General features: G+C 44.5%; 14 protein-coding genes and 3 pseudogenes. All 17 read left to right on the forward strand.

The window, feature by feature from the left end; translation table 11 throughout:
- Positions 1–1,057: pseudogene (locus tag DW085_RS08155) on the forward strand (recombinase zinc beta ribbon domain-containing protein); the annotation flags it as partial.
- Positions 1,058–1,163: 106 nt separating this feature from the next.
- Positions 1,164–1,232, forward strand: coding sequence for a hypothetical protein (locus DW085_RS08160; RefSeq protein WP_082241415.1), 69 nt, complete (start codon positions 1,164–1,166; stop codon positions 1,230–1,232).
- A gap of 3 nt (positions 1,233–1,235) precedes the next feature.
- Complete coding sequence (locus DW085_RS08165; protein ID WP_038259682.1) at positions 1,236–2,108, forward strand: VirB6/TrbL-like conjugal transfer protein, CD1112 family; 873 nt, start codon at positions 1,236–1,238, stop codon at positions 2,106–2,108.
- Positions 2,109–2,171: 63 nt separating this feature from the next.
- Positions 2,172–2,567: a PrgI family protein gene (locus tag DW085_RS08170; protein ID WP_002596354.1), complete on the forward strand. Its 396-nt coding sequence runs from the start codon at positions 2,172–2,174 to the stop codon at positions 2,565–2,567.
- A complete protein-coding gene (locus DW085_RS08175; protein ID WP_002596355.1) occupies positions 2,527–4,977 on the forward strand; it encodes a VirB4-like conjugal transfer ATPase, CD1110 family in 2,451 nt (816 codons plus the stop codon). Before DW085_RS08170 ends, DW085_RS08175 begins: the two co-directional genes overlap by 41 nt.
- Positions 4,977–7,565 (forward strand): CD1108 family mobile element protein, encoded by a 2,589-nt coding sequence (locus tag DW085_RS08180; RefSeq protein WP_002596356.1) that lies wholly within the window; start codon positions 4,977–4,979, stop codon positions 7,563–7,565. The genes DW085_RS08175 and DW085_RS08180 overlap by 1 nt, the downstream gene beginning before the upstream one ends.
- Before the next feature lie 21 nt (positions 7,566–7,586).
- Entirely contained in the window at positions 7,587–7,871 is a 285-nt protein-coding gene (locus tag DW085_RS08185) for a hypothetical protein (RefSeq protein WP_002596357.1), read from the forward strand.
- Positions 7,846–9,570: a CD1107 family mobile element protein gene (locus DW085_RS08190; protein ID WP_002596358.1), complete on the forward strand. Its 1,725-nt coding sequence runs from the start codon at positions 7,846–7,848 to the stop codon at positions 9,568–9,570. Before DW085_RS08185 ends, DW085_RS08190 begins: the two co-directional genes overlap by 26 nt.
- A gap of 3 nt (positions 9,571–9,573) precedes the next feature.
- Positions 9,574–11,673, forward strand: coding sequence for a type IA DNA topoisomerase (locus DW085_RS08195; protein WP_014081130.1), 2,100 nt, complete (start codon positions 9,574–9,576; stop codon positions 11,671–11,673).
- A 15-nt stretch (positions 11,674–11,688) separates the two neighbouring features.
- On the forward strand, positions 11,689–11,964 hold the full coding sequence (locus DW085_RS08200) for a hypothetical protein (RefSeq protein WP_243033969.1): 276 nt from the start codon (positions 11,689–11,691) through the stop codon (positions 11,962–11,964).
- 1,068 nt (positions 11,965–13,032) lie between these two features.
- Complete coding sequence (locus DW085_RS19690; RefSeq protein WP_227143085.1) at positions 13,033–13,383, forward strand: TnpV protein; 351 nt, start codon at positions 13,033–13,035, stop codon at positions 13,381–13,383.
- Positions 13,384–14,483: 1,100 nt separating this feature from the next.
- A pseudogene (locus DW085_RS19695) lies at positions 14,484–15,215 on the forward strand (DUF3849 domain-containing protein); the annotation flags it as partial.
- A 600-nt stretch (positions 15,216–15,815) separates the two neighbouring features.
- Positions 15,816–20,518, forward strand: a pseudogene (locus tag DW085_RS19700) (SNF2-related protein); the annotation flags it as partial.
- Positions 20,519–20,533: 15 nt separating this feature from the next.
- A complete protein-coding gene (locus DW085_RS19705; protein ID WP_243033987.1) occupies positions 20,534–20,791 on the forward strand; it encodes a hypothetical protein in 258 nt (85 codons plus the stop codon).
- A gap of 165 nt (positions 20,792–20,956) precedes the next feature.
- Positions 20,957–21,985 carry a PDDEXK nuclease domain-containing protein gene (locus tag DW085_RS08210; protein ID WP_002596362.1) on the forward strand — a complete coding sequence of 343 codons (1,029 nt, stop codon included), beginning with the start codon at positions 20,957–20,959 and terminating at the stop codon, positions 21,983–21,985.
- Between the two features lie 104 nt (positions 21,986–22,089).
- On the forward strand, positions 22,090–26,010 hold the full coding sequence (locus DW085_RS08215; RefSeq protein ID WP_243033970.1) for a YodL domain-containing protein: 3,921 nt from the start codon (positions 22,090–22,092) through the stop codon (positions 26,008–26,010).
- Between the two features lie 110 nt (positions 26,011–26,120).
- Positions 26,121–26,348, forward strand: a complete 228-nt coding sequence (locus DW085_RS08220) for a transposon-transfer assisting family protein (protein ID WP_002596364.1) — start codon at positions 26,121–26,123, stop codon at positions 26,346–26,348.
- Positions 26,349–26,438: the final 90 nt, after the last annotated feature.

Consider the following 26,438-nt stretch of genomic DNA (forward strand, 5'->3'; position numbering starts at 1 on the left):
GATATGCCCTAAACGGTCATGGTCCGAACTATATCCGCAGACGGCTGGAGGAAGAAAAAATCCCCTGCCCCACATGGTGGAACCGGGAACGGGGGCTTCGCAATACCCGAACCAAATGGGAAAAGAAAGACCCGGAAAATGGGCGGTATATGTGGGACTTCTCCGTTATCAAAGACCTTTTGATGAATCCCGTTTACACCGGGGCGATTGCTTCCCAGAAAAAGGACTACCGTTTCAAAATCGGCACGATTGGGGAAAAGAAGCCGGAGGACTGGATTGTGGTGGAGGGGCAGCATGAACCGCTGATTGATCGCATGAGCTTTGACATTGTGCAGAACAAGCTGAAATCCCGCCAGCGTCCGGGGCAGACTAATGAAATCAGCCTGTTTGCCGGACTGTTAAAATGCGGCGAGTGTGGGAAGTCGCTGACGGTACGCTACACAAACGCAAAACATCCCCAGCAGATTTATTCCTGCAAGACCTACAATGCCTTTGGAAAGAACCACTGCACCCAGCACCGGATTGACTATGACACCCTTTACAGCCATGTGCTGCGGAAAATCCGGGAATGTGCCAGAGCTGCCTGATGGACGGGGAAGCGGTTGCTGACCGCCTGACCAATACCTGTGAAGCCGAGCAGCGGGAACAGCGGGAAGCAATGGAACGCTCCCTTACAAGGGACGAGGAACGGATTGAGGTTCTGGACAAAATGGTCATGCGGCTTTATGAGGATATGATTGCAGGGCGTATCAGTGAGCAGAATTTCAACACCATGCTGGAAAAGACACAGACCGAGCAGACGGAGCTTAAAACAAAAGTGTCCGAGGGCAGAAAGCGGCTGTCCGATGAAGTCCAGCTTGCCAATGACGCAAAACAATGGGTGGAAGCCATTCAGGAATACGCCAACATCACAGAGCTGGACGCAGCCACCCTCAACCGCTTAATCAAAGAAATCGTCGTGCATGAGCGCATTGACGAAGATAAAACAAGACACATTTCTATCGAAATTCATTTTAATCTCAAACCCATCCCAGAGGTGGAACAGGTCACTGCCTGACCTGTCCCGCCGGGACGGTTCTCTTAAAAAATACCATATAGATTTTTTGTACGCCGCCGCCCGCCATCGAGCAGAGTTTTACACCTAATTGGGGATAAAACAGCTCATGGCGGGTGGCGGTATTGTAATTGTGGCACAGACGGTAATTCCGCAGCTTACAAGCCTGTTTTCCTAAGTCATGGGAGCGATTCTCGACAAGATAACTGAATTTATAAAGGAAATACTGCAAGGGTGGGTCATGGACAACCTTACTACGATGTTTACAGATGTGAATGATAAGGTCGGAACAATCGCAGGGGAAGTCGGCAGGACACCCAGTTCATGGAACAGCGGAGTGTTTTCTATGATAGAGAACCTTTCGGAAAATGTGATGATACCCATAGCGGGCATGATCATCAGTGCGATACTCTGCTATGAGCTGATTACAATGGTCATGGATAAGAACAATATGCATGAAGTAGGAAGCGAGTTCTTTTTCCGTTACCTTATCAAAGCCTGTATCGCTGTGCTGCTTCTCAGCTACACCTTTGACATCACAATGGCGATTTTTGATGTGGGAAACCATATCGTGACCAGAGCAGGCGGTATTGTTTCGGGTTCCACTACCATTGATGTGACGGATACCCTAAAAACCATGTTTGACAGTCAGATTGATACAATGGGCATCGGCGAGCTGATCGGGCTTGGTATCGAAACTATGATTGTCAGCTTATGTATGAAAATCATCTCCCTGCTTATTACCGTCATGCTTTTCGGGAGAATGATTGAAATCTACCTTTATATTTCAGTAGCTCCGGTTCCCTTTGCCACATTCAGTAACCGGGAATGGGGCGGTATCGGCAACAATTATATCAAGGGACTGTGTTCACTGGCGTTTCAGGGATTTTTCATTATGGTATGCGTGGCAATCTATGCGGTGCTGGTATCCGGCATTGCGGTTGCGGACAATCTGCACACAGCACTGTGGTCGGTGGCAGCTTATACCGTTGTTCTGTGTTTCAGCCTGTTCAAGACAGGTTCCCTTGCGAAATCAATCTGGAATGCTCATTAGAACACATTTCAAAGAAAGGAGGGAACAGCCGGGGCTTGCAGTATCAGCTCCGGCTGTGATGTTATGGCAATATCCGTAGCAGTGCCAAAGAATTTAAGCGGCATAAAGACAAAAGTAGCGTTAAATCTGACGAAACGCCAGCTTATTTGCTTCAGCGGTGCAGGTGCGGTAGGGATTCCCTTTTACATTTTTACAAAAGGGTTTATCGGCACACAGGCATCGGCACTTTTGATGGTAGCGGTCATGCTGCCTTTTTTCTTTCTGGCAATGTATGAGAAGGACGGATTTCCGGCAGAGAAGATTCTGTATTTTATGATAAGGCAGAAATTCCTCACACCGGGGATTCGTCCCTACAAATCAGAAAATATTTACAGAAGATTAGAAGAAACAGAGCGTATAAAAGAGGAGGTGCGTAAACTTGAAGAAAAAGCAGGCGGCAGAAAAGCCGGACAGACATAAGAAAAAAGGAAAAACGAAGCCGGGGCTGACCTTTGTGGAGCGGAGAAGGCTTGCGGAGTTAAAACACATGCTTGCCGGAACGAATAAAAACGCAGAAAAGCCCACCACAGCACAGAAGACCATTACCTTTCAGAAGATGTACCGGGACGGTATCTGTCAGGTCACTTCTGGCTTTTATACGAAAATGGTGGAGTTTTACGATATAAATTATGACCTGCTGGAAATCGAGGATAAGGGGGAAATACTGGAGGAATACAGCAGGCTTATCAATTATTTTGACCCGTCTATTAAATTTGAGCTGTTCCTGTTCAACCGACAGGTTAACGAGCAGACCTTAATTGACCAGTTTGACATTCCATTGCAGGCAGATGATTTTGATGATATTCGTGAGGAATACACGCAGATGTTAAAGAAACAGGCTGCAAAGGGAAATAACGGTATTATCAAATCAAAGTATCTGATTTTTGGAATTGAGAGTAAAGGCTTTAAGGAGGCAAGGGCAAAACTTGTCAGCATTGAAGCAGATGTGATTAAAAATTTGACTAATCTGGGCACACACGCTAAGAGCCTTGACGGAAAGGAACGTCTGCGTATCCTGCATGAGTATTTTAACCAGGATACTATGGAGCCTTTCCGTTTTTCTTTTAAGGAACTGGCGGAGTCGGGAAAAAGTGTGAAAGATTACATCGCTCCGCCGGGATTTGATTTTCGCTATCCGAGTCGTTTTAAGGCGGGAAAAATGTATGGCAGTGTGCATTATCTGGATATTATTGCCCCGAAGTTTGATGATGAGTTGTTGAAAAAGCTTCTTGATCTGGATGCGAACCTGACTATTACCATGCATATGCAGACAATGGATCCGGTCAAGGCGATTAAGATGCTAAAAGGTGCTTTGACGAATATTCAGAAGATGAAGATTGAAGAGCAGAAAAAGGCGGTAAGGTCAGGTTATGACATGGACATTCTTCCAACGGACATTATCACTTATGAAAAAGATACCCTTGACCTTTTGGACGATTTAAACAGCAGCAATCAGAAAATGGTAAAGATGACATTTCTTCTGACCTGCTATGGCAGAAACAAGCGGGAACTGGAAAATATCACGCAGAGGGTATCCGGCATTATCCAACAGGCGAACTGCAACCTCAGATGTATGCAGTATTTACAGGAGCAGGGACTGATGGCATCGGCACCAATCGGGTGCAACGATACGGGAATTGAACGGGATTTGACAACAAAGAGTACCGCTATCTTAGTACCGTTCTGTACGCAGGAATTATTTATGCCAGCTCCGGCTATTTATTATGGTTTAAATGCCCTTTCCAACAACATGATTATGGCAGACCGGAAACGGCTTCGTACACCAAACGGTGTGATTCTTGGTACACCGGGAAGTGGTAAGTCTTTTAGTGCAAAGCGTGAGATTCTTTCCTGTTTCCTGATGACAAAGGACGATATTGTGGTCTGCGATCCGGAGGGCGAGTATTTTGCCCTTGTGGGAGCATTGCACGGACAGGTGGTAAGGCTGGCAACCAATTCCAAAGATTATTTAAATCCGATGGACATTCAGCTTTCCCATAAAGGGGATAAGGAAGCCTTAAAGCTGAAATCCGATTTTATCATTACTCTGTGTGACTTGATTGCCGGAGGAAAGAACGGTCTGGAAAATGATGAGAAAGGTATCATTGACGAATGTATCCGTCATATTTACGATGCTTATTTTGAAAATCCCGTACCGGAGAATATGCCTATCCTTGAGGATTTGTATAATGCCCTGTTAGAGCATAAGAACAAAAAGGCAGAACGGATTGCAAACTCCCTTGTGCTATATGTGCATGGTTCGCAGAATTATTTTAACCACAGGACGAATGTAGACAGTCAGAACCGTATCATGTGCTTTGACATCAGGGACTTGGGAAACCAGTTGAAAGAGCTTGGAATGTTAATCGTACAGGATGCGGTCTGGAACAGGGTATCGCAGAACCGGGAGCGTAAGATTGCCACCCGCTATTATTGTGATGAGTTCCACCTTTTGCTGAAGGAGAAGCAGACCGCTATCTATTCGGTGGAAATCTGGAAGCGTTTCCGTAAGTGGGGCGGTATTCCTACGGGGCTGACGCAGAACGTAGGCGATTTTTTGAAGTCGGAGGAAATCGAGGGAATCCTCGGCAATTCCGATTTTGTATATCTCCTGAATCAAAATGCAAAGGATCAGGCAATCCTTGCAGATAAGCTGGGATTGTCAGAAAAACAGCTTGCCCATGTAACCAATTCCGAGCCGGGGTGCGGACTGATTCTGTTTGACAACGTGGTTATTCCGTTCGTAGATAAATATCCGGTAGATACCAAGACCTTTGCGGTTATGAATACCAAACCAGAGGAAAGTGTAAGGCAGGAGGTAAATGAGTAGTGGCGGAGAAAAAGAAACAGAAACCGGCTGCATTTGCACAGGAGAAAAAAACCTTTACCGGAGAAATTCCAAAGAAAGCAAACGAGGGTAAAGGTAAAAAATCCGCAGCATATCAGCCGAGAGATGCAGATACCACTTCTGGACACGATGTCCAGAGGTCGAAAAATACAAAGAAGTATCAGAAAGCAGATGCTTCTGGACAGAATGTCCAAAAGTCCGAGGGAGCAGAAGCCGGAGAGAAGTCTAAAAGCGATTTTATGCAGCCGGACAGCACTTTTACGGAGGAAGCCGGAGAGGAGCAGGGTAGAAAAATTGCCAGCGATGACTACCGCCACAGGGACACCTATCATTCGTCACAGAAAAAGGGCAGGTATCAAAGGCGGGAGATAAAGAGCCGGGAGCGAGTAAAGCAATTTGATTTTGAACAGGATTTCCAGACAAAGGACACTACCTTTACCGAAGAGGCAGAACCGGAATTTCATGGAAGCAAAAAGTTAGACCGACTGCAAAAGAAAGCGGAGAAAGCCAGAAAAAAGACGGAAGCTGCAAGAAAGAAGATTCCAAAGAAAACGGAGTATTCTCTGGAGCGTGTTTTTGATGAAAAGACGGGCAGAACAAAGTATGTATTGACTTCTGTAAAAAAAGAGAAACCATTCAAACCGGACAGTCCGGTAAAAAGAGCGGCTGGCAGGGTGGGAATGGAATCTTCTAATTTTGCCCATAGTAAGGTTGCCGAAGTGGAGAAAGAAAATTCCGGTGTGGAGGCTGCCCACAAGACAGAGCAGAGCGGGGAAGATGTTTACCGCTTTTTCAAAGGGCATTACAAAGGGAAAACGGAAAGACGGAGAGCGAAAGCTGCAAAGCTGGAGAAAAAGCAGATGCAGAAAGAGGTCAATTTCCGTTATCAGAAGTTCTTGGAAGAAAATCCGGAAATGCAGGAAAAGACCATTCAGAAGCAGTTGCAGAAAAGACTGCAAAAGCAGCGTATCAAACGGGAATATGCAAAAGCAAGACGGGCGGGACAGACAGCGAAAGCCGCAAAGGAAACAGCGGCGAAGTCCGGGAATCTTTTTACAGCGGCAGCCAGAAAGATACAGGAGATTGCATCAAAAAATGTTTCGCTTCTGCTTGCCATAGGAGCCTTTTCGGTGCTTCTTGTGATGATTATGACAGCAGTATCTTCCTGTGGGGCGATGTTTGCCGGAGGAATCAGTACCACGCTGGCAGGAAGTTATATGAGCGTTCCGGCAGAAATAGATGCGGCAGATTTAGCTTTTTCTGAACTGGAAAAAGAATTGCAGGCAGAGATTGATGCCATAGAAACCACTTATCCGGATTATGATGAGTACCGTTATAATCTGGCATCTATCGGGCATGACCCATTTGCACTGATCAGCTATCTGTCGGCAGTCCATACGGAATTTACTGCAAGTGAGGTACAGGCAGAAATAGAATATCTGTTTGATGAAATGTATGAGTTGACACTAAATCCTACAGAGGAAACGAGGACAAGGACGGTAACAAAAACAGGCACTCATACGGTAACAGACCCGGTTACGGGGGAAACAACAGAAGAGGAATACGAGTATGAAGTGGAAGAGGAATATACCGTAACCATTCTGGAAGTGACCCTGACAGCAAAAGATTTAAACGTAGTAGTTGCCGGACGCATGAATGAGGAGCAGAGAGAAATCTATGCTTTTTATAACCAGACCCACGGGCTGACACAGCAGTTTTATAAGCCCCTTGATTTATATTGGTACAACTATGTGAGCAGTTATTATGGCTGGCGTATCAATCCGGTCACAGGGCAGGAACAGTTACATCGGGGCGTAGATATTGCAGTACCTACCGGAACAACCGTATATGCGGCGATGGACGGGACAGTAACTACCGCAACTTATGACAGCTATTACGGAAATTATGTAGTGATTGAAGATGAAAAAGGCTACTGCACAAAATATGCCCACATGGATACCTTAAATGTCCGGGCAGGACAGAGCGTGACGCATGGAAATGTGATCGGAACAACAGGGAATACGGGAAGCAGTACCGGAAGTCATTTACATATCGAATGTCTGTATCAGGGGGAATATTATAACCCTCTTTTTTATTTTGAAGCAGGCACGGATACGCTGTATGGCGAAACGCCGGGCAGCGGAAGCGGCGGAGGAAATGTGATACCGCCGGATTCCTATGACGATGCAACCGTGCAGGCACTTATGGAAGAAGCGGCGAGATATTTAGACTATCCCTATGTATGGGGAGGCTCCAGTCCGTCCACCAGCTTTGACTGTTCCGGTTTTGTCTGCTGGGTATTTACAAACAGCGGTGTCCATAACCTGCCACGAACCACAGCACAGGGCATTTATAACCAGTGTACGCCTGTGTCGGCGGCAGATGCAAAGGCGGGGGATATTATCTTTTTTACAGGTACATACAATTCGGGCGTACCAGTCAGCCATGTGGGGATTTACTGCGGAAACGGGGTCATGATTCATTGCGGAGATCCAATCAGTTACGCTTCAATCAATTCGTCCTATTGGCAGAGCCATTTTTATGCGTTTGGAAGATTATCAGGAAATTAAAATAACAGGAAGTGAGGAACGATGACGAAAGAGAGAATTGTAAAGGAGCTTTCCAAAGTCCGGGAACAGCTTGCGGGATTGCAGGCGAGGGAGAGGGATTTGGCGGAACAGCTTCAGATGGCAGAGGATGCGGAGAAGATGAAATTCATTGAAAAGAATAAAATCTCTCTGGATCGGCTGATTCTGTTAAACAAGGTCAGCGAAGAAGAAATTATGCGTCTGCTGAAAGAAAAAGAGCAGAAAGAAGCAGCACAATCAGAAGAAAGGGAGGCTTACAGCCATGAAGAACAGGAAGTTATCATCTAAGGCAGTTATATCACTGATATTGTCCGCTGTGCTATTTACCATGCCTGCGGTAGCGTTTTCTGTAAATGGGAACTACGCAATCAGTGCTTTTGCCGAAGAAACAAAAGAAACCGAAGAATCCAAACCGGAGGAAAGTACGGAGCAGACACCCGGCGAAAGTGAAACTGATGTCAGTACGGAGGAAAATACAGAAAACAGTACCGAGGGAAGCACGGAAGAAACTACGGAGGGCAGCACGGAGGGAAGCACCGAAGGCGGCACCGAAGAGAATACAGAAGGCAGTACCGATGAAAGCACCGGGGATGGCACTGTATCGGGAAATGATAAACCGGAGCCGGTATGTAATTGCGAAGATCAATGCGGTGCGTATGAGTATGACAAAAACTGTCCCGTCTGCGTCACAGATTATAAGCTCTGTACCTATAAAAAACCGAATGTGAGTATCAAAATCAGACAGCCGGAGGAGTGGCATAATGACATTGTTTCCGTTTCTTTCAGTGTAAAAGATACCGCAGATACGGGGAATTTTGAAATCGCAAAGATAGAGGCAAAGGTAGGGCAGAATGGAAGCTGGACAGATGTGACGGAGGAAAAGAAATTAAGGATTTCCGAGAACTGTACCGTGTATGTGCTTGTCACAGACCAGAAAGGCAATACCTATGAGAAGAACCGTGCCATAAAGTGTTTTGATACCGTAAAGCCGACCTTAAATGCGGCAGTCAGTGACGGGCTTTTAAGCATACAGGTACATGATACGGATTCCGGTGCAAAGGCGGTATATGTCAATGGATATGAGTTTACAGATCTGACGGGCGGTACGTTAAATATCCGCCTCCAGCAGTTTGACGCAGGGTATGAGTATTTTACCATTTCTGCAATGGACAATGCCGGAAATATGTCTGAGGTTTATAAAACGAAAAATCCGTACTATAAAGACCCTGCCGATACCAGTGATGGGAATCCAGCGGAGCAGCTCCCGGAGAGTGCGACCCCGACGAAACCGGGGAGTGCTACGGGAACCGTGACGGAGCATACCAAAACAGACAGTAACGGAAATACCACATCACAGACAAGTCCTGCCGAACAGAAAAAGCAGGCAATGAAAGAAGCTGCGGAGGCAGAAAGCGGGAAAACAGAAAGTACGGAAAAATCCGGTCAGGGCAAGGAGTTTTATACTATTCAGACCGCCACGGAGAAAGTTTTCTATCTGATTATTGACCGGGACGGAGAGGAAGAAATGGTATATTTTTTGACTGAGGTTACGGAAAATGACCTGTTAAATGCAACTTCCGATAACAGTGAAACCTTGCCGAAAAATTCCGCTGCGTTGGAATCTGCAATTCCGAATGGGGAGAGTGCATTGCCAAACAACAACGGAGAGCAGGCAGATACAGAGGGAAAGGAAACGGAAACAGAAAAAGGTACGGAAGGTGCAGAGAGTACGGGAAATACAGAGGAAACCGAACCGGAGCCGGAAGTGAAAGAAGCACCGAATCCGATGATTTCGTATGTGCTGATTGGTAGTCTTGCCTTAATCGTTATCGGAGCTGCTTATTATTTTAAGGTTGTCCGCAAGAAAAAAGAGGACTTTATCGAGGACGAAGATGAAGATGAGGAAGATAACGAGGAGTATGAAAACGAAGATGAGGAATCGGAGGAAGATACGGAAGAAGATTTCTTTGACGAACAGGAGGAATAAGGTATGCAGTTGGTGGTTACAGAGAAGCCCAGCGTAGCACAGGCAATTTCCCATGTGATCGGGGCGAAAGAGAGAAAAGACGGTTACATGGAGGGAAACGGATTTCTCGTTTCATGGTGTGTAGGACATCTGGTAGAGCTGGCACAGCCGGAGATGTATTCAGAAGCATGGAAAAAATGGAGCTATGAGAGCCTGCCCATGATACCGGAGCAGTGGCAGCATGAAGTGAAAAAGGAAACAGCAACGCAGTATAAAATCTTGAAAAATCTGATGCACGATACAAGAGTTGAAAGTGTGGTGTGTGCCACCGATGCCGGACGGGAGGGAGAACTTATCTTCCGTCTGGTATATGAACAGGCAGGCTGCCGGAAACCAATGAAACGCCTGTGGATTTCATCAATGGAGGAGAGTGCAATCCGTGACGGGTTTGAAAACTTAAAGCCGGGAAGCGATTATGACAGCCTGTACCAGTCTGCACTTTGCAGACAGCAGGCAGACTGGCTGGTGGGATTAAATGGTACGAGATTATTTACTGTACTGTATGGCGGAAAGGTATTAAAGGTGGGCAGAGTACAGACGCCCACCCTTGCCATGCTGGTAGACCGTGAAGTGAAGATTATGAATTTTGAAAAAGAGCAGTATTACATGGCTCATATTCTGATGGATGGGATAGATGCCATGACAGAACGGATTGACGATAAGGCAAGGGCAGAAAGTATTGCTGCAGCGTGTGAAAGTCAGAGTGGAGTGGTTCGTTCCGTTATAAAGGAAAATAAAAGCGTTGCACCACCAAAACTTTATGACCTTACCACGCTTCAGCGGGATGCCAACCGTATCTTTGGTTTTACTGCAAAGCAGACATTGGAGTACACCCAGAGCCTTTATGAGAAAAAGCTGGTCACTTATCCGAGAACGGACAGCCAGTATTTATCCGATGATATGGAAGAAACTGCAAAAGCGGTAATCGGGGCAGTTTATCAGGCGATTCTCTTTGAGGAACAGACCGGAGCAGAGCCGGATATAAAAAGAGTGTTGAACAGTAAAAAAGTGACCGACCACCATGCAATTATTCCCACCATAGAAATTACAAAGACAGACCTTTCCGCTGTGCCGGAGGGAGAAATGAAAATCTTATCCCTTGTCGCTAATCGTCTGTTATGTGCAACCGGGAAAAAGCAGTTGTATGAAACGGTAAAAGCAGAGTTTTCCTGCGGTGGTTACAGCTTTCATGTATCCGGAAAAACGGTTCTGCAGAACGGGTGGAAAGAATTTGAAGCAGCATTGAAACGTACCTACCGGGTAGAAAAAACAGATGAGGATAAGGAAGAGAAGAAACTGCCGGAGCTTTCTGAAGGCATGACGTTTCCAGTTATCCAGACAAAGGTAACAGAGCATTTCACGCAGCCTCCCAAACATTTTACCGAGGACAGCCTGCTTTCTGCGATGGAACGTGCCGGAGCAGAGGATATGGGCGATGAGGTGGAACGCAAAGGACTTGGCACACCTGCCACCAGAGCTGACATTATTGAAAAGCTGGTCAAAGACGGTTTTGTGAAACGGGAGAAAAAGCAGATGCTTCCCACCGAGGACGGGATGAAGCTCATTACTGTTCTGCCGGATATGGTAAAATCCCCGAAGCTTACAGCAGATTGGGAGAATACGCTGACTTTGGTTGAAAAAGGCGAATACACCATGCAGGAGTTCATGGATGGCATTGAAGATATGGTGCGGGAGCTGGTGCAAACCTACCACAGTATCAGTGACGATCAGAAGTCTTTGTTTGGAACGATGCAGGAAGTGCTTGGAAAATGCCCGAAATGCGGCAGCGATGTAGTAAAAGGAAAATTCGGTGCTTACTGCAAACAAAAATGCGGCATGAATGTGGGTAGGGCAATGGGAGCAACGTTTTCCGATACACAGATGAAAAGTCTGCTTGAAGGGAAAAAGACCCTTGTGAGAGGATTAAAAGGGAAAAAGGGAAGCTACGATGCGTACCTGATTCCGGAGGGAATTGAGGATTATTCTTATATCAAAGACGGAAAGGAAATCAAAGGTTCGCAGTACAAATTCAAGATGGAATTTCCACCGAGAAAAAGCAAGTGAAAAGGAGACAGAAAAATGAATACAGAAATGAAAAAGACCGTTGTTTACAGCACCGGAGATAAAATTTTAAACATTATGAAAGAGCAGGATATGGATATTCCAGAACTTTCTTTGCGGTGCGGTGTCAGGGAAGATGTATTGATGGATATTCTGGCAGGTATCCGGGAAGCAGATATAAGTACGCTCTGCAAAATTGCAGACGGACTGGAGATTTGTGTACGGGAGCTTTGCCTGATGAAGAAAGCTATGTCGTTCCGGTGGAAAAAGATATCCTTGCAAAGCTCATTGTGATCAGCGAGCTGAAGGAGATGGAATTGGAGGAGCTGATTGGCACAATTCTGGAAAACGGTATCGAAGAACACGGTTTTTATGAATAAGGCGGCGGGGGTTATCCCCTCCGTCATTTTGGAGGAATGCTTATGGTAACAAAATATCAGATGATTTCCTATCTGGCGGAGGATACCGCAAAAGAGATAGCGAAAAACGGGCAGGAGTGGACAAGGTATCTGACTACCGCTGCAAGGCTTTATAAATATCCGTTCAATGAACAGATACTTATTTTTGCACAACGACCGGATGCAACAGCCTGTGCGTCCCTTGAACTATGGAATGAGAAGATGAATTGCTGGGTAAACCGTGGAGCAAAGGGAATTGCCCTGCTGGATACGGAAAATTCCTATACAAGATTGAAATATGTTTTCGATGTGTCCGACGTACATAAGGCAAGGCGGATAGGACGTGATCCGAATTTGTGGGAGTTGCGTGAGGAGCATAAAGAAACAGTCCTGGCACAGCTTGAAAAGACATACGGAGAAACGGATAAAAACAGCTCCTTTGAACAGCGGATAATGGAAATATCCAATCGGATTGCTTTGGATTATTATGAAGAACTTCTGCCGGAAATCGAATATGTGAAAGAGGGCAGCTTTTTAGAGGAACTGGACGAGTTAAATGTAGGTGTCAGGCTTCGTGATACGCTTTCTTCCAGTATTGCTTACACCATACTGTCACGATGCGGTGCAGATATGGAACTGTGGAAAGACGAGCAGGGATTTGAATATATCAGCGACTTTAATACGATGAAAACCCTGTCTGTTGTTGGTACAGCCACCACAGATATGTGCAAGCCGCTTTTAATGGAGATAGGCAGAACCATAGGAGCGTATGACCGCCAGATTGCCCGCAGGAAGGCACATGAAAAAGCTAATGCAGGACGCACACAAACTTCTTTGGAAAATACGGAGAAAGTGCTTGCAAATGAAGCAGATACAGACTATAATGCTTTAAAGCGTGAAAGTGAAAAGGAGCTACAAAACAATCAGGAGATAGAAATACAGAGCAAAAAGGAGGATGCGGCACATGAAACTGACATACGAAAAGAACGGGGATTATCTGATTCCGAACCTGACAGCGAACGAGGAACCGGAGGGAACGCTGACGAAGTACGGTATGATGCGGAAGAACTTCTTACAGGAACACCGGAAAGGGATTTATCAGGGCATGATACTGGCGGGCGAGCTGAAAGCACACTGTCTGGAGATACAGGAGCAGGCAGAGCAGAGAATGGAAGCCCTGAGCGAACAGATGGCGAAAGCAGAGGGAGTGAACGAGGAACTGAAAGCAGCCGATCAGATGAAGTGGGTAGCGAAGATGAACAACATCAGACATTCAGCGGAGGAGATCGTGCTGACGGAACTGATTTACAGTTAGAAAATGACATACAGGAAGAAGAAATACCAGAACCGGATAGTGGAGAACATTCATTATCCGGTTCTTTTTTTCCGAAGCTGTCTGAAACAGAGCAGGGGGAGGACTTACAGCGTGGTATTTTATGCAGTGATGAGTTCCTGAAGCATAAAAGACCGGAAATAGCTGGGTATTTTCAGATAGAGCAGGATGCAAAGATTCAGGCGGATTATCTGAGAAATTCGTTCCGCATGGAAGAATACACCGAGTTCAATATCGGGGAAATGCGGGGCGGCTACCGTGCCGATGAGGACGGTATTACCTTATGGAAAGGCAATTATCTGACCCGTGAAGCGGAAAGCAGGCTGTCATGGGAGGAAGCACGTTTTCTTGTCAATTCCTATATGGAGGACGGAGTATATCTTCTTCCAGGAGAAACCGCAGAGCGGATTGAAACAGCGGGAATGTACCAGCAGCTTGACTTATTTTCCATGTTTACGGAGCAGGCTGGCAATCTTGCCATGAAACAGGCGGAAACAGTGACACCGATACGGTCAGAAACAAAGATACCGCCGGAGCAGATAGCGGATATTCTGCGGAGCGGCGGAGGCAGGGATAACAGCAGAAAGCGTATCTACACCAAATATCAGCAGGGAAAGACACCGGAGGAGATGGCTGCTTTCTTACAGAAAGAGTATGGAACAACCGGAAAGGGCTTTGAATTTGACGGAAAGCAGTTAGCGGTATGGTTCAATGAGGATGGGATGCGTGTCGGATATGGCACATCGACAGAGCGTCCGGTGCTTCAGATGAACTGGCAGGAGGTGGAAGCAAAAATCCGCTCACAGGTAGTAAACGGTACCTATATGGGAGCAAATGAAGCTTATCTGACTGACGAAGCAGAACGTGACCGGATTGCAGGGCATCTCTTTTTCTTTTTCCGGGATGGCATGGGAGAACTGCCGGAGGAGCTTGGGCTAAAAGCAGGAAATTATCCGGAGGCTCATGCAAGAATGATAGAATACCTTTCTACAAAAGAAGGAGTTGAGCTTGTGGCTTCCCACATGGATCAGGCACTTCATCAGCTTGAAACCGGAGAGAAAAAGCTACGTTTCCGTTCAGTTATGCCAAAAGAGGAGCTGCGGGAGGAACTTGACAATCTGCTGATAGAAAAACAAATCTTTCCAACCGCAGACCATGTGGAAATAAAAAGGGAGGATTTTATTACTCAGGACGAGATAGACCATAATCTTGGCAGGGGAAGTGGATATTCACATGGTTCTTTCCGCATCTATGATTATTTTCAGGAAAAGCATGACAGCAAAGAAGCAGCGGAATTTCTGAAAAAAGAATATGGCATTGGAGGCGGCTCTCATGCACTTGCCGGAGCAGACCATAGCTGGCAAGACCACAACTTTAAAGGGATTGAATTAAAAAAGGGAAATATCTGCGAACCTTATGCGAAAGTGCTGCTGTCTTGGAAAGTAGTCGAAAAGCGTATCCGAAAGCTGGTGGCGGAAGATAAGTATTTATCTCCGGCAGGGAAAGAAGCCTATGCCCGGTACAAAGAGGAAGAAGCACAGAAAGCGCTGGAAAAAGCACAGGCGGTAATAGAACGGAAAACGAAGGTTGCCTGTAAAGAAGCCATTGAACGGACGATTTCGGAAAAATTTGACGGGTATCGTCTGCCGAAAGATACACCGGATGAAGTAATCCGAAAATATGGTAGCGAGCGTGTCAGCTATGTACTTGCCAATACTGTCATGCACCTGACGCACGATGGCAGATTTTCTCCCGACAATAAGGCATGGGCAAAAGAAATAGAACCGTATGCCAAGTATGAGAACCGTGATTTGATTGTTTCTTCCCATCCGGCGGTCTTAAATGGATTTATCAATCAGACAAGACGGTATATGGAGCAGGAAAAGGAGATTGCGGCACAGCAGATTACCATTGACGGGCAGTTGTGTTTAAAGATTGATGAATGGAAGTCGGAAGAAAATAACTATGTGCTTGGAAATTCCATGCAGGACAATGCGTTCTTTTACGTACTCATAAACGAAAATGTCCATTTTGAATATGATTACAAACCGAGCAGGGAAGAAATTGAAAACGATTATTTGAATCTCATTGCAATGGAAGATATAGACCGACACGAAGCGGAGGTATTTTCACGCATTGAAGGAACGGAAGATGTAGCGGAAACAGAATCACGATTCTCAGTTGAGGAAACCAGCGATGCCTTTGAGCCGGGACAGGATTTTGCAGTATGGGATCATGGCAGGGAAGATTATTATATAAAAGAGGACGGTACAATTCCCACCTTTGAAACAAAAGAGGAAGCGGAACACTATCTGCAAAGCATGGAACCGGACACTTCTGGACACGATGTCCAAAAGTCAGTGGAAGAACCTGCCATAGAAAAGCCTGTGAAGCAGCCTGCACCAAAGATTGATAAATCCAATGCGGTCAATTTCCACATTACAGACGATGCGTTAGGAGCAGGCAGTGCGAAAGAGAAATTCCGACGAAATATAGAAGCAATCCGTACTTTGGAAAAGGTGGAGAGCGAGAACCGTATCGCCACACGGTCGGAACAGCAGATTTTATCACAGTATGTTGGCTGGGGCGGGCTTGCCGATGCCTTTGATGAAAGCAAATCTGCATGGGCGGGAGAATATCAGCAGTTAAAGGAATTGTTATCGTCGCAGGAGTACGCTTCTGCAAGGGAAAGCACCTTAAATGCCCACTATACCAGTCCTGCCATTATCCGCAGTATTTATGATACATTAAACCGTATGGGATTTGAAAAGGGGAATGTATTAGAGCCTGCAATGGGTATCGGAAATTTCTTCGGAATGCTGCCGGAGAAGATGCAGGAAAGCCGACTTTATGGTGTGGAGCTGGATGGTATTACGGGCAGGATTGCAAGACAGCTCTATCCGAAAGCGGATATTAAAATATCCGGTTTTGAAAAAACAGACTATCCGAATGATTTTTTTGATGTAGCAGTCGGCAACGTGCCATTCGGACAGTATAAGGTAGCGGATAAACAATATGATAAAAATAATTTCCTGATTCATGATTATTTCTTTGCAAAGACATTAGATAAAGTCCGTCCCGGCGGTGTGGTTGCTTTTGTTACCAGTAAGGGAACAATGGATAAAAAAAGTCCGGAGGTCAGAAAGTATCTGGCTCAGCGAGCGGAGCTTATGGGGGCGGTCAGACTTCCGAATACAGCATTTAAGGAAAATGCAGGGACAGAAGTCACTTCGGATATTTTGTTTTTTAAGAAGCGTGACCGTGTGATGGACATAGAACCGGATTGGGTACATTTATCAGAAGATGCAAACGGTATCGCCATGAATACCTACTTTGCGGAACACCCGGAAATGATTGTTGGGAAGATGGAAATGGTCAGCGGTCCCTATGGCATGGAAAGCACCTGCCAACCGGATGCTACAAGACTGTTTGCAGAGCAGTTAATGGATGCGGTCAGCCGGATTGACGGGGAAATCGAAGCAGTGGAGACGGACGAGCTTGCGAATGAGCTGGCAGATGCCACCATTCCGGCAGACCCGGACGTAAAGAATTACAGCTACACACTGGTGGAAGATAAGGTATATTACCGTGAAAATTCCATTATGAAGCCTGTGGATATGTCAGAATCCATGCAGGAACGCATAAAAGGCATGGTAGGAATCCGAAACTGTACGCAAGAGCTTATCAATTTGCAGTTGGAAGAATATCCGGATACTGTGATTAAGGAAAAGCAGAAAGAATTGAATACCCTTTATGATACGTTCAGCAGAAAATACGGTTTAATCAATTCCCAGACCAACAAAAGAGCCTTTAATCAGGACAGCAGCTATTGTCTGTTATGTTCTCTGGAAAAGCTGGATGACGAGGGAAATTTCAAAGGCAAAGCGGATATGTTCACGAAACGTACCATTAAGAAAGCGGAAGTGGTTACAAGCGTGGATACAGCAACGGAAGCTCTGGCAGTATCTTTATCAGAAAAAGCAAAAGTTGACCTTTCTTATATGGCGGAGCTGACCGGAAAAGAGATTGATACAATCAAAGAAGAACTGACGGGCATTATCTTTCAGAATCCGGTCACAGACAGGTGGGAAGCAGCGGACGAGTATTTAAGCGGCAATGTCCGGGATAAGTTGCAAACAGCGAAGATTTACGCCGAAAACCACCCGGAATACAACATAAATGTGCAGGCACTTACACAGGTGCAGCCCACAGAACTGGATGCCAGCGAGATTGAGGTGCGTATCGGTGCCACATGGGTTGAACCGAAATATATTGAAGATTTCATGCGTGATGTTTTTGAAACACCGCAGCATCTCTTCAACCGGAATACAATGGGGATTCAGTATTCCGATGTGACAGGACAGTGGAATGTAAAAGGAAAAAGTGCGGATTACGGAAACAGTCTTGTAAATATGACTTATGGTACAAACCGGAGAAATGCTTATCAGATTTTAGAGGATTCTCTGAATTTAAAGGACAGCCGGGTGTACGATACCGTGATAGAGGACGGAAAGGAAACGAGAGTCCTGAATAAAAAGGAAACCATGATTGCCAGTCAGAAACAGGAGGCAGTCCGGGAAGCCTTTAAGAACTGGGTATTTGAAGATCAGGAACGTAGACAGGACTTGGTGGCGAAATATAACAAGCTCTTTAATTCTACCAGACCAAGAGAATATGACGGTTCCCATTTGAAATTCCCTGGCATGACACCGGACATCGACCTTAGACCGCACCAGTTAAATGCGGTGGCACACCAGCTTTACGGGGACAATACCCTGCTTGCTCATTGTGTGGGAGCAGGAAAGACTTTTGAAATGATTGCTGCAGCAATGGAAAGCAAGCGGTTAGGGTTATGCCAAAAGAGCCTGTTCGTTGTTCCCAATCATTTGACGGAACAGTGGGCGAGTGACTTTTTGCGGTTATATCCCGGAGCAAATATTTTAGCGGCAACGAAGAAAGATTTTGAGCCAGCCAACCGGAAGAAATTCTGTTCCAGAATCGCCACCGGAGATTATGATGCTGTCATTATCGGGCATAGCCAGTTTGAAAAAATCCCGTTGTCGCAGGAAAGACAGATAGGCATTATCGAAAGACAGATTGATGAGATTGAGCTTGCCATAGAGCAGGCGAAAGCAGATAACGGGGAGCGTTACACCATTAAGCAGATGGAAAAGTCCAGAAAATCCCTTATGACAAGACTGGAAAAACTCAACGATACTTCCCGGAAAGATAATGTTGTAACCTTTGAGCAGTTAGGTGTGGACAGGCTGTTTGTAGATGAAAGTCACAATTATAAGAACCTTTTTCTATACACGAAAATGCGGAATGTGGCGGGCATTGCACAGACGGAAGCACAGAAGTCCTCCGATATGTTTGCTAAGTGCCAGTACCTTGATGAGCTGACTGGCGGAAAGGGCATTACGTTTGCTACGGGTACGCCGATCAGCAACAGTATGACGGAGCTTTACACCAATATGCGGTATCTTCAGTATGGTACGCTTCAGAAGATGGGATTAGGGCATTTTGACAGTTGGGCAGCTTCTTTTGGAGAAACACAGACCGCCATTGAGCTGGCACCGGAGGGAACAGGATACCGGGCAAAGACAAGATTTGCAAAATTCTTCAATCTGCCGGAGCTGATTGCACTTTTCAAGGAGAGTGCGGATATCCAGACACCGGATATGTTAAAGCTGCCTGTGCCGGAAGCAGAATATGAGAACGTGGTGCTGAAACCCAGCGAATATCAGAAAGAGATGGTAACATCGCTGGCAGATCGGGCGGAGGCAGTGCGTAACAGACTGGTAGAGCCGCATCAGGATAATATGCTCAAGATTACCAACGATGGAAGAAAACTGGCACTCGACCAGCGTCTGATCAACGATATGCTCCCCGATGAGGAACATTCCAAAGCAAAAACCTGTGTGGATAAGGCATTTGAGATTTGGGAAGATACCAAAGGGGAGAAATCAGCACAGCTTATTTTCTGTGATTTATCGACACCGAAAGGAGATGGTACATTTAATGTCTATGAGGATATAAGAAATAAACTGATGGAAAAAGGTGTTCCCGCAGAAGAAATCGCCTTTATACATCAGGCAAATACGGAGCTTAGGAAAGCGGAGCTGTTCAGTAAGGTAAGAAGCGGACAGGTTCGTTTTTTATTGGGTTCTACTGCAAAAATGGGAGCCGGGACAAACGTGCAGGACAGACTGATTGCTCTGCACCACCTCGATGTACCGTGGCGTCCGTCTGATATTGAACAGCAGGAGGGGCGTATTTTGCGGCAGGGCAACAGGAATCCAAAGGTTAAGATTTTCCGGTATGTGACAGAGGGAACATTTGACAGCTACTCATGGCAGCTTATCGAGAATAAGCAGAAATTTATCGGTCAGATTATGACAAGCAAATCTCCGGTGCGAAGTTGTGAGGATGTGGACGAAGCAGCACTTTCTTATGCAGAGGTTAAGGCTCTGGCAACGGGGAATCCCTATATAAAAGAAAAGATGGATTTGGATATTCAGGTCAGCAAGCTGAAACTGATGAAAGCCAACCACACCAGTCAGAAATACCGTCTGGAGGACAACATTGCAAAGCATTATCCACAGCAGATAACCATTCTGAAGGAGCGTATCAGTGGCTTGCAGGCAGATATTCAGACTGCAAAAACCAATCTCCCAGCAGATAAGGAGTTTTTCTCTATGAGGGTCGGGAATAAGGTCTATACGGATAAAAAAGAAGCCGGAACTGCACTTGTGGAGATGTGCAAAGAAATCAAGAGCGTTAATGCTCCGGCAGTCATTGGAGAGTATGCAGGCTTTAAAATGGCGGTGTCCTTTGATTCCTTTAACCATAAATTCGTTATGAACATCAAAGGACAGCTCAGTCATAATCTGGAGATTGGTGTTGACCCGCTGGGTAACATTTCCCGTATCAACCATGCGTTGGAAGCCATGACAAAGGAACTGGCAGAAGCATCCACAAAGCTGGAGAATGTGGAGCGTCAGCTTGAAACAGCGAAGGTAGAGGTTACAAAGCCATTTGCACAGGAAGCAGAGCTTCAGAGAAGTTAGACCGCCTTTCTGCCTTAAATGCCCTGCTCAATATGGACGAAAAGGGAGATGACGGAATAGGTATGGAAGATGATAAATCGGAACTGGGTACTGAGCAGGTGGCAGATACCAGAAAACCGTATCCCATAGAAAATACCCGACATAATTATGCTGTGGAGAATGGAAATCCGCAGGGAATGAGGCTCACAGCAGCGATGGCGGATAAGCCGGCACAGAGGGTATCCTTGAAAGAAAAGCTTGAGACTATGAAAGTAAAGGCTGCGGGGAATAATATAGAAAATTCCGTGCAAAGAGATAAGGGGAAGGAGGAGTATTTGTAATTATTATATTTCTTTTTATGCAAATATGAAATATAATATTAGTTCAAGGGAAATATAGTGATAGAGCGATTTGGAAAAAGCTAAAGAGAAATGGAGACAACGTAATACATAAAAATGGAAATTGAATTTGTCAGACACTGTCTGACAAATCGGAAAGGATATATTATGAATGATTTAGAGCAGACAAATATGCTTCAGCCATTGGTGGATGAGATTGAAACAGCAGTTTCAAATGCCAAAAAAGAGATAGCTGAAAAAGTAAACAGTGTAATTACAGAGACGTATTGGAAAATCGGAAAATATATTGTTGAGTTTGAGCAGGATGGAAATGTTAAAGCAGCATACGGTTCAAAATTATTAACAACACTCTCGCATCAATTAACTTTGCGATTGGGACGAGGATACAGCCGCCCAAACCTCAACAATATGCGGAAGTTTTATCTTTGTTATGAGAATTGTCAGACGGTGTCTGACAAATTGACATGGTCGCATATTTGTGAGCTGATAAAGATTGATGATGAATTAGAAAGAAGTTTTTACGAAAAAGAATGTTATAAGGAAAAGTGGGATGTAAGAACACTCAGGCGACAGATGGATTCCGCTTTGTTTCTTAGATTAGCTACAAGCAGAGATAAAGAAGGAATTCTGGCACTTGCCAGAGAGGGAATTACTTATGACAAGCCAGAGGATGTTATCAAGGATACTTACACATTAGAATTTTTGGGACTTCCGGAGAAAGAGCGTTATAGTGAGGAAGACTTGGAGCAGAAAATAATAGATAATCTCCAAAAATTCTTGTTGGAATTAGGAAAAGGATTTACCTTTGTGGGCAGGCAGTATCCCTTAACTGTAAACAATATTCATTACCATGTGGACTTGGTATTTTACCACAGAATTTTGAAATGCTTTGTGCTGATTGATTTAAAGAAAAATTCCGTCCAGCATATAGACATCGGTCAGATGAATATGTATATGGGGTATTTCGCAAAAGAAGAAAATATGGCAGATGATAACCCACCGATTGGCATTATCCTGAGTCATAACAAAGATGAACTGCTTGTAGAATATGCAACTTACGGTATGGACAGCAATTTATTTGTTTCAAAATATGAATTGTATCTGCCAAATCGCAATGAACTCCAAAAATTAGTGAACAATATTTTAGAGAAGGATACAGAAAAGAAAGAAGAGTAATAAAAAAGCAATCTAAAAAAGATGCAAATTGAATAGGCATATCGAAAAAGACAATCAGAGATGGTTGTCTTTTTTGCGTGGAAAAAAGAAAGGATAATCGAATTATGGCAGATAAAAATACAGTTTACATGAGTGAAAAACAAAAAGTCAAAGAGATCACGGATAAGCTGGAAGCTGGCTTGAAAGAGCTTTTTGAAAGTGAAAAATATAAAAGCTATCTCAGCACCATGTCAAAATTTCATAATTACAGTTTTAACAATACGCTGCTGATTGCCATGCAGAAGCCGGAAGCTACGCTGGTGGCAGGCTATCAGGCGTGGCAGAAGAACTTTGAGCGGCACGTCAATAAAGGAGAAAAGGCAATCCGTATTCTTGCACCAGCTCCTTATAAAATCAAAGAGGAACGTGATAAGTTAGACCCTGTAACGGGAGAAATGATGTTTGATGAAAACGGTATGCCGCAGAAAGAGGAAACAGAGGTTACCATTCCTGCCTTTCGTGCGGTATCTGTTTTTGATGTATCGCAGACGGATGGCAAGCCTATTCCGGAACTGGAAGTGAATGAGCTGTTATCTACGGTGGAGGGATATGAGGATTTTGTCCAGGCGCTTATGAATATTTCTCCTGTTCCGATTGCATTTGAAGATATTCCCGGCGATTCCAAAGGGTATTTCAGTACAGCAGAAAAACGGATTGCTGTTCAGGAAAATATGAGCGAAAGCCAGACTTTGAAAACAATGGTGCATGAGGTGGCTCATTCCATGCTGCATGATAAAGAAGTTAATCAGAGCATGGATATTCCGGTAAAGGACAGGAATACAAAGGAAGTGGAAGCGGAGAGTGTGGCTTTTACAGTGTGCCAGCATTTCGGTATAGATACATCCGATTATTCCTTTGGATATATCGCAGGCTGGAGCAGCGGTAGGAATATGAAAGAGCTGAAATCTTCCCTTGATACAATCCGAAAGACAGCTTCAGAACTGATTACAGGCATTGAGGGGGCAATGCAGGAGCTTCAGCTTAACCGGGAGATGGAGCAGGAACATGGAAAGGAAAGCATTCTGCTGGTACATAACGAGGATTTTTCAGAATACAATCTTGTCAGTGTCCGTGGAATGGACAGTGCAGAACTTATATCCGCTCTTTCTACCATGAATGAAGAGGATAAATCGAATATATCATCTTATCTTGAAAGCAAAGGAGCATGGACTACCGAACTTGCTGACGAGCAGACGGAAGAAGCGGAGGAATATCATATTGATGTCCGCTATAACATGGATACAGACGAGCTTATTGATGTAAAGGAAAGAGTGGAACAACCCATTGATACCAATTTATCTGTCATGGGGCAGGCAGAACAACTTATCAATCAGTTGGAGGCAGAAAAAAATATTTTCACGTCTGAGGAGCGAAATCTGATTGTAAATTATGCCTATAAACTTGATGATATGAATAAAACAAGGGAACTTGCAGAGAAACTGGCATATAGGGAGCAGTATGTCCAACAGGATGTGGCATTGACCATAATTGATGCAAAGGCGGAGATTGATGCCCTGCCTGATCCGATGATTGGTTTGTCGGAAATGAGGGAATATGGCTATCAATGGAATGAAATGCTGCCATTAACACAAGAGAAAGCATTGGAATTATTTGGACATGATTTGCATGTATATTTGCTTCATACTGACGGTACGGAATCATTGGCAGAAAGCAGGGAGCGTATAGAAGAGCATGAAGGTATCTTTGGGGTTGAAAAGGAAACATGGAATAAAGCATTGAAACAGCAGACTAAGATTACACTTATCTTAATGGACGAACAGGAGCGAGAATATACATACCCGTATCCAGTTGTGGCTGTCGATATAGAAGAAATGGGTGGGGATAGAACTGCGGTATTCAAGACCTCAGAGCCTATTTCAGATACTGATGTGGCAGAAATTCATAATGCTTTTTATGGAACTGATTTGGAATTTGAAATAGAAAAAGAATTAGGTATCACATGGGTGGAATCTATTAACTATGAGGACGGATCTGTTATTACACCTGAAATGGCAAGAAAAGAGCAGCTCCTATATGCTAGTACTGATAAATATGGAATTTATCAATTAAAGCCTAATCTGGAATTAGATTCCTTACGTTTTGAGGGGACGGAATCCTTAAAGCGTATGGGCATTACAAAAGATAATTTTGATGCAATTAAACCAGAGAATTATACACTTTTATATGTGGGCGAATTATCTGAACTGCAAAAAGAGACGCAGGGGGCAACTTTAGAGGCAATCTTTGAAAAATTCAACCTTGACCACCCAGAAGATTTCAGAGGACATTCGCTATCTGTCAGCGATATAGTGGTGCTTCATCAGAACGGACAGAATACGGCTCATTTTGTGGATTCTTTTGGATATACGGAAATACCGGATTTTTTACGGGAGCAGACACCGGAAAAGGAAGAAATGCAGGACACTTCTGGACACAATGTCCAAAAGACAGAACCGGAAATAGATGGAGATGAAATCATTGATCTTGGCGATGAAACGGAACAGGTGCTTGCGGAAATGAAAAAAACTTTGGAAAGTGAACAGGAAACAGAACTGGCATTTTCTATTGCAGACCGTTTTATCAGCATTCAGGAAGTAGAGGGCGGTTATGACTATTCCATTATGGGAGCTGATTATAAGGAGATTGACGGAGGAATTTATGATAATCCTGATGTGACGATAAGGGAAGCCTTACATGATATTTTAGAGGATTTGAAGTCACAGCCGGATTACAATGGTGCAAAAGGAAATATCCAAAGAGAAGATGAACTGATACCGATGGATTATGATGGACTGATGGAAAAAGCAGAGGAAGCAAATCGTATTATTCCGGAGAGTACACCAAGCAGTGTGGTGGCTGATTTTAGGGCAAAGACCGGGGAATTATTCCATGATATTAGTGAAATGAATCCGGAAGAAATCGAGGAAACTGTGAAATGCCATGTGCAGGCAAAGATTGATGAGTATAACATTGATGCAACGATTGTGGATGTTGCTGTGACCGGAAGCAGGTGCAGGGGATTGGAGCATGAAAGTTCTGACCTTGATGTGGTTGTGGAACTTTCCACGGCGGAACGGGAGGACGATTTGTTTAATGCCTTTAATGAGGGCGGACTTCATATCGGAGAAGTAAAAGTTGACATCAACCCTATTACAGCACAGCGAACAGGTACACTGGAAACCTATCTGCCACAGGTGGAGGAATATTTGGAGGGTGTCAGACAGGCAAGAGAGCAGGAAAAGGAGAAGGTAGAAGTAACTTTAACTGTTTCGGAATGTGGCGAATTTCATAATCTTGGTGAATGCTATGAGAATATTCCTACGGTGGATGAAGCCATAGCAATCTGGAAGCAGATACCATCGGAGAGGATGAATGGTATTCCGGCAATTGGAATCAATATCATAGAGAGAGGGGCGGAACCCTTCGAGGATTACGAGATTGATGTTTTATCTGGAAAGAGGATTGACCTTGGGGTTTTGGACTATGTTCCTGATATTAAAAACAATCCGCAGGCAATGGAAGTCATTACGGAACTGGTGGCTAAATTGCCCGATATGGAGATAGATGGCGTGATGAGTGAAGAAATGGAAGCAAGAGTGTGGGAACTGCGTATGCCGGACTTGCCACAGGAGGAACAGCTTGCAGTAGAACTTGACCGACTTTGCTACGATTATGATACTGTACTGTATCACGATAGTACAAGAAATATGACCGAGAATGTATCAGAGCTTGCAGAATCCATAAAACAGGGCGATACCGGACATTTAACAACGTGGCTTGCAGACATTATTTCGGAGGGAGCTGTACCAGAGGAAATAAAACGAGCAACGGAGCTTCTGGAAAAACTGACAGAGTATAAGCCGCTTGCCAAGATTGAGGAGGCAGAAGAACAGAATTATAATATGATTGATAATGTGCTGAATAATGGTGTTGGGGAGAAAGCCCAAAGGGAAGAAAATAAGAGAATGGAGGAGAAGCTACAGTAAGGATTTCCTTAAAATCCCGTCTTGCGGAGAAAAAGTCACAGGTAGAAGGGCAATCGAAAGAACATGATGTTCAAGAAAATGAAAAGAAAAGTCAGAGGGAGATGTAAGTGATGAATAAGAGATTTACCGTAGAAGAGAGTAATTTAATCAGTATTTTTATGGAAGAAGGTATAGATTTAGATGTGGGAGGCAGAAAAAATGTCATAAATGGTATCAATAAGACTCTGAAACATCTGGAGGATGATGAGATGGTTGAATTGTCATTATGTGTCCTTGCAAAATTAAAGGAATTGACGGATCATGAATTTATGAAGATGGAGTTTGTAGCGGCAGAGTAACATCAAACGTAAGGCAGAACATGGCTTTTGGTGGCTGTGTTCTGTCTTTTTGAATAAGAACTTGACTGATAAATATTACGGGTGTAATAT

Origin of the sequence: Clostridium sp. AF50-3 (assembly GCF_003477445.1) — a bacterium.
Lineage (GTDB): Bacteria > Bacillota > Clostridia > Lachnospirales > Lachnospiraceae > Otoolea > Otoolea fessa.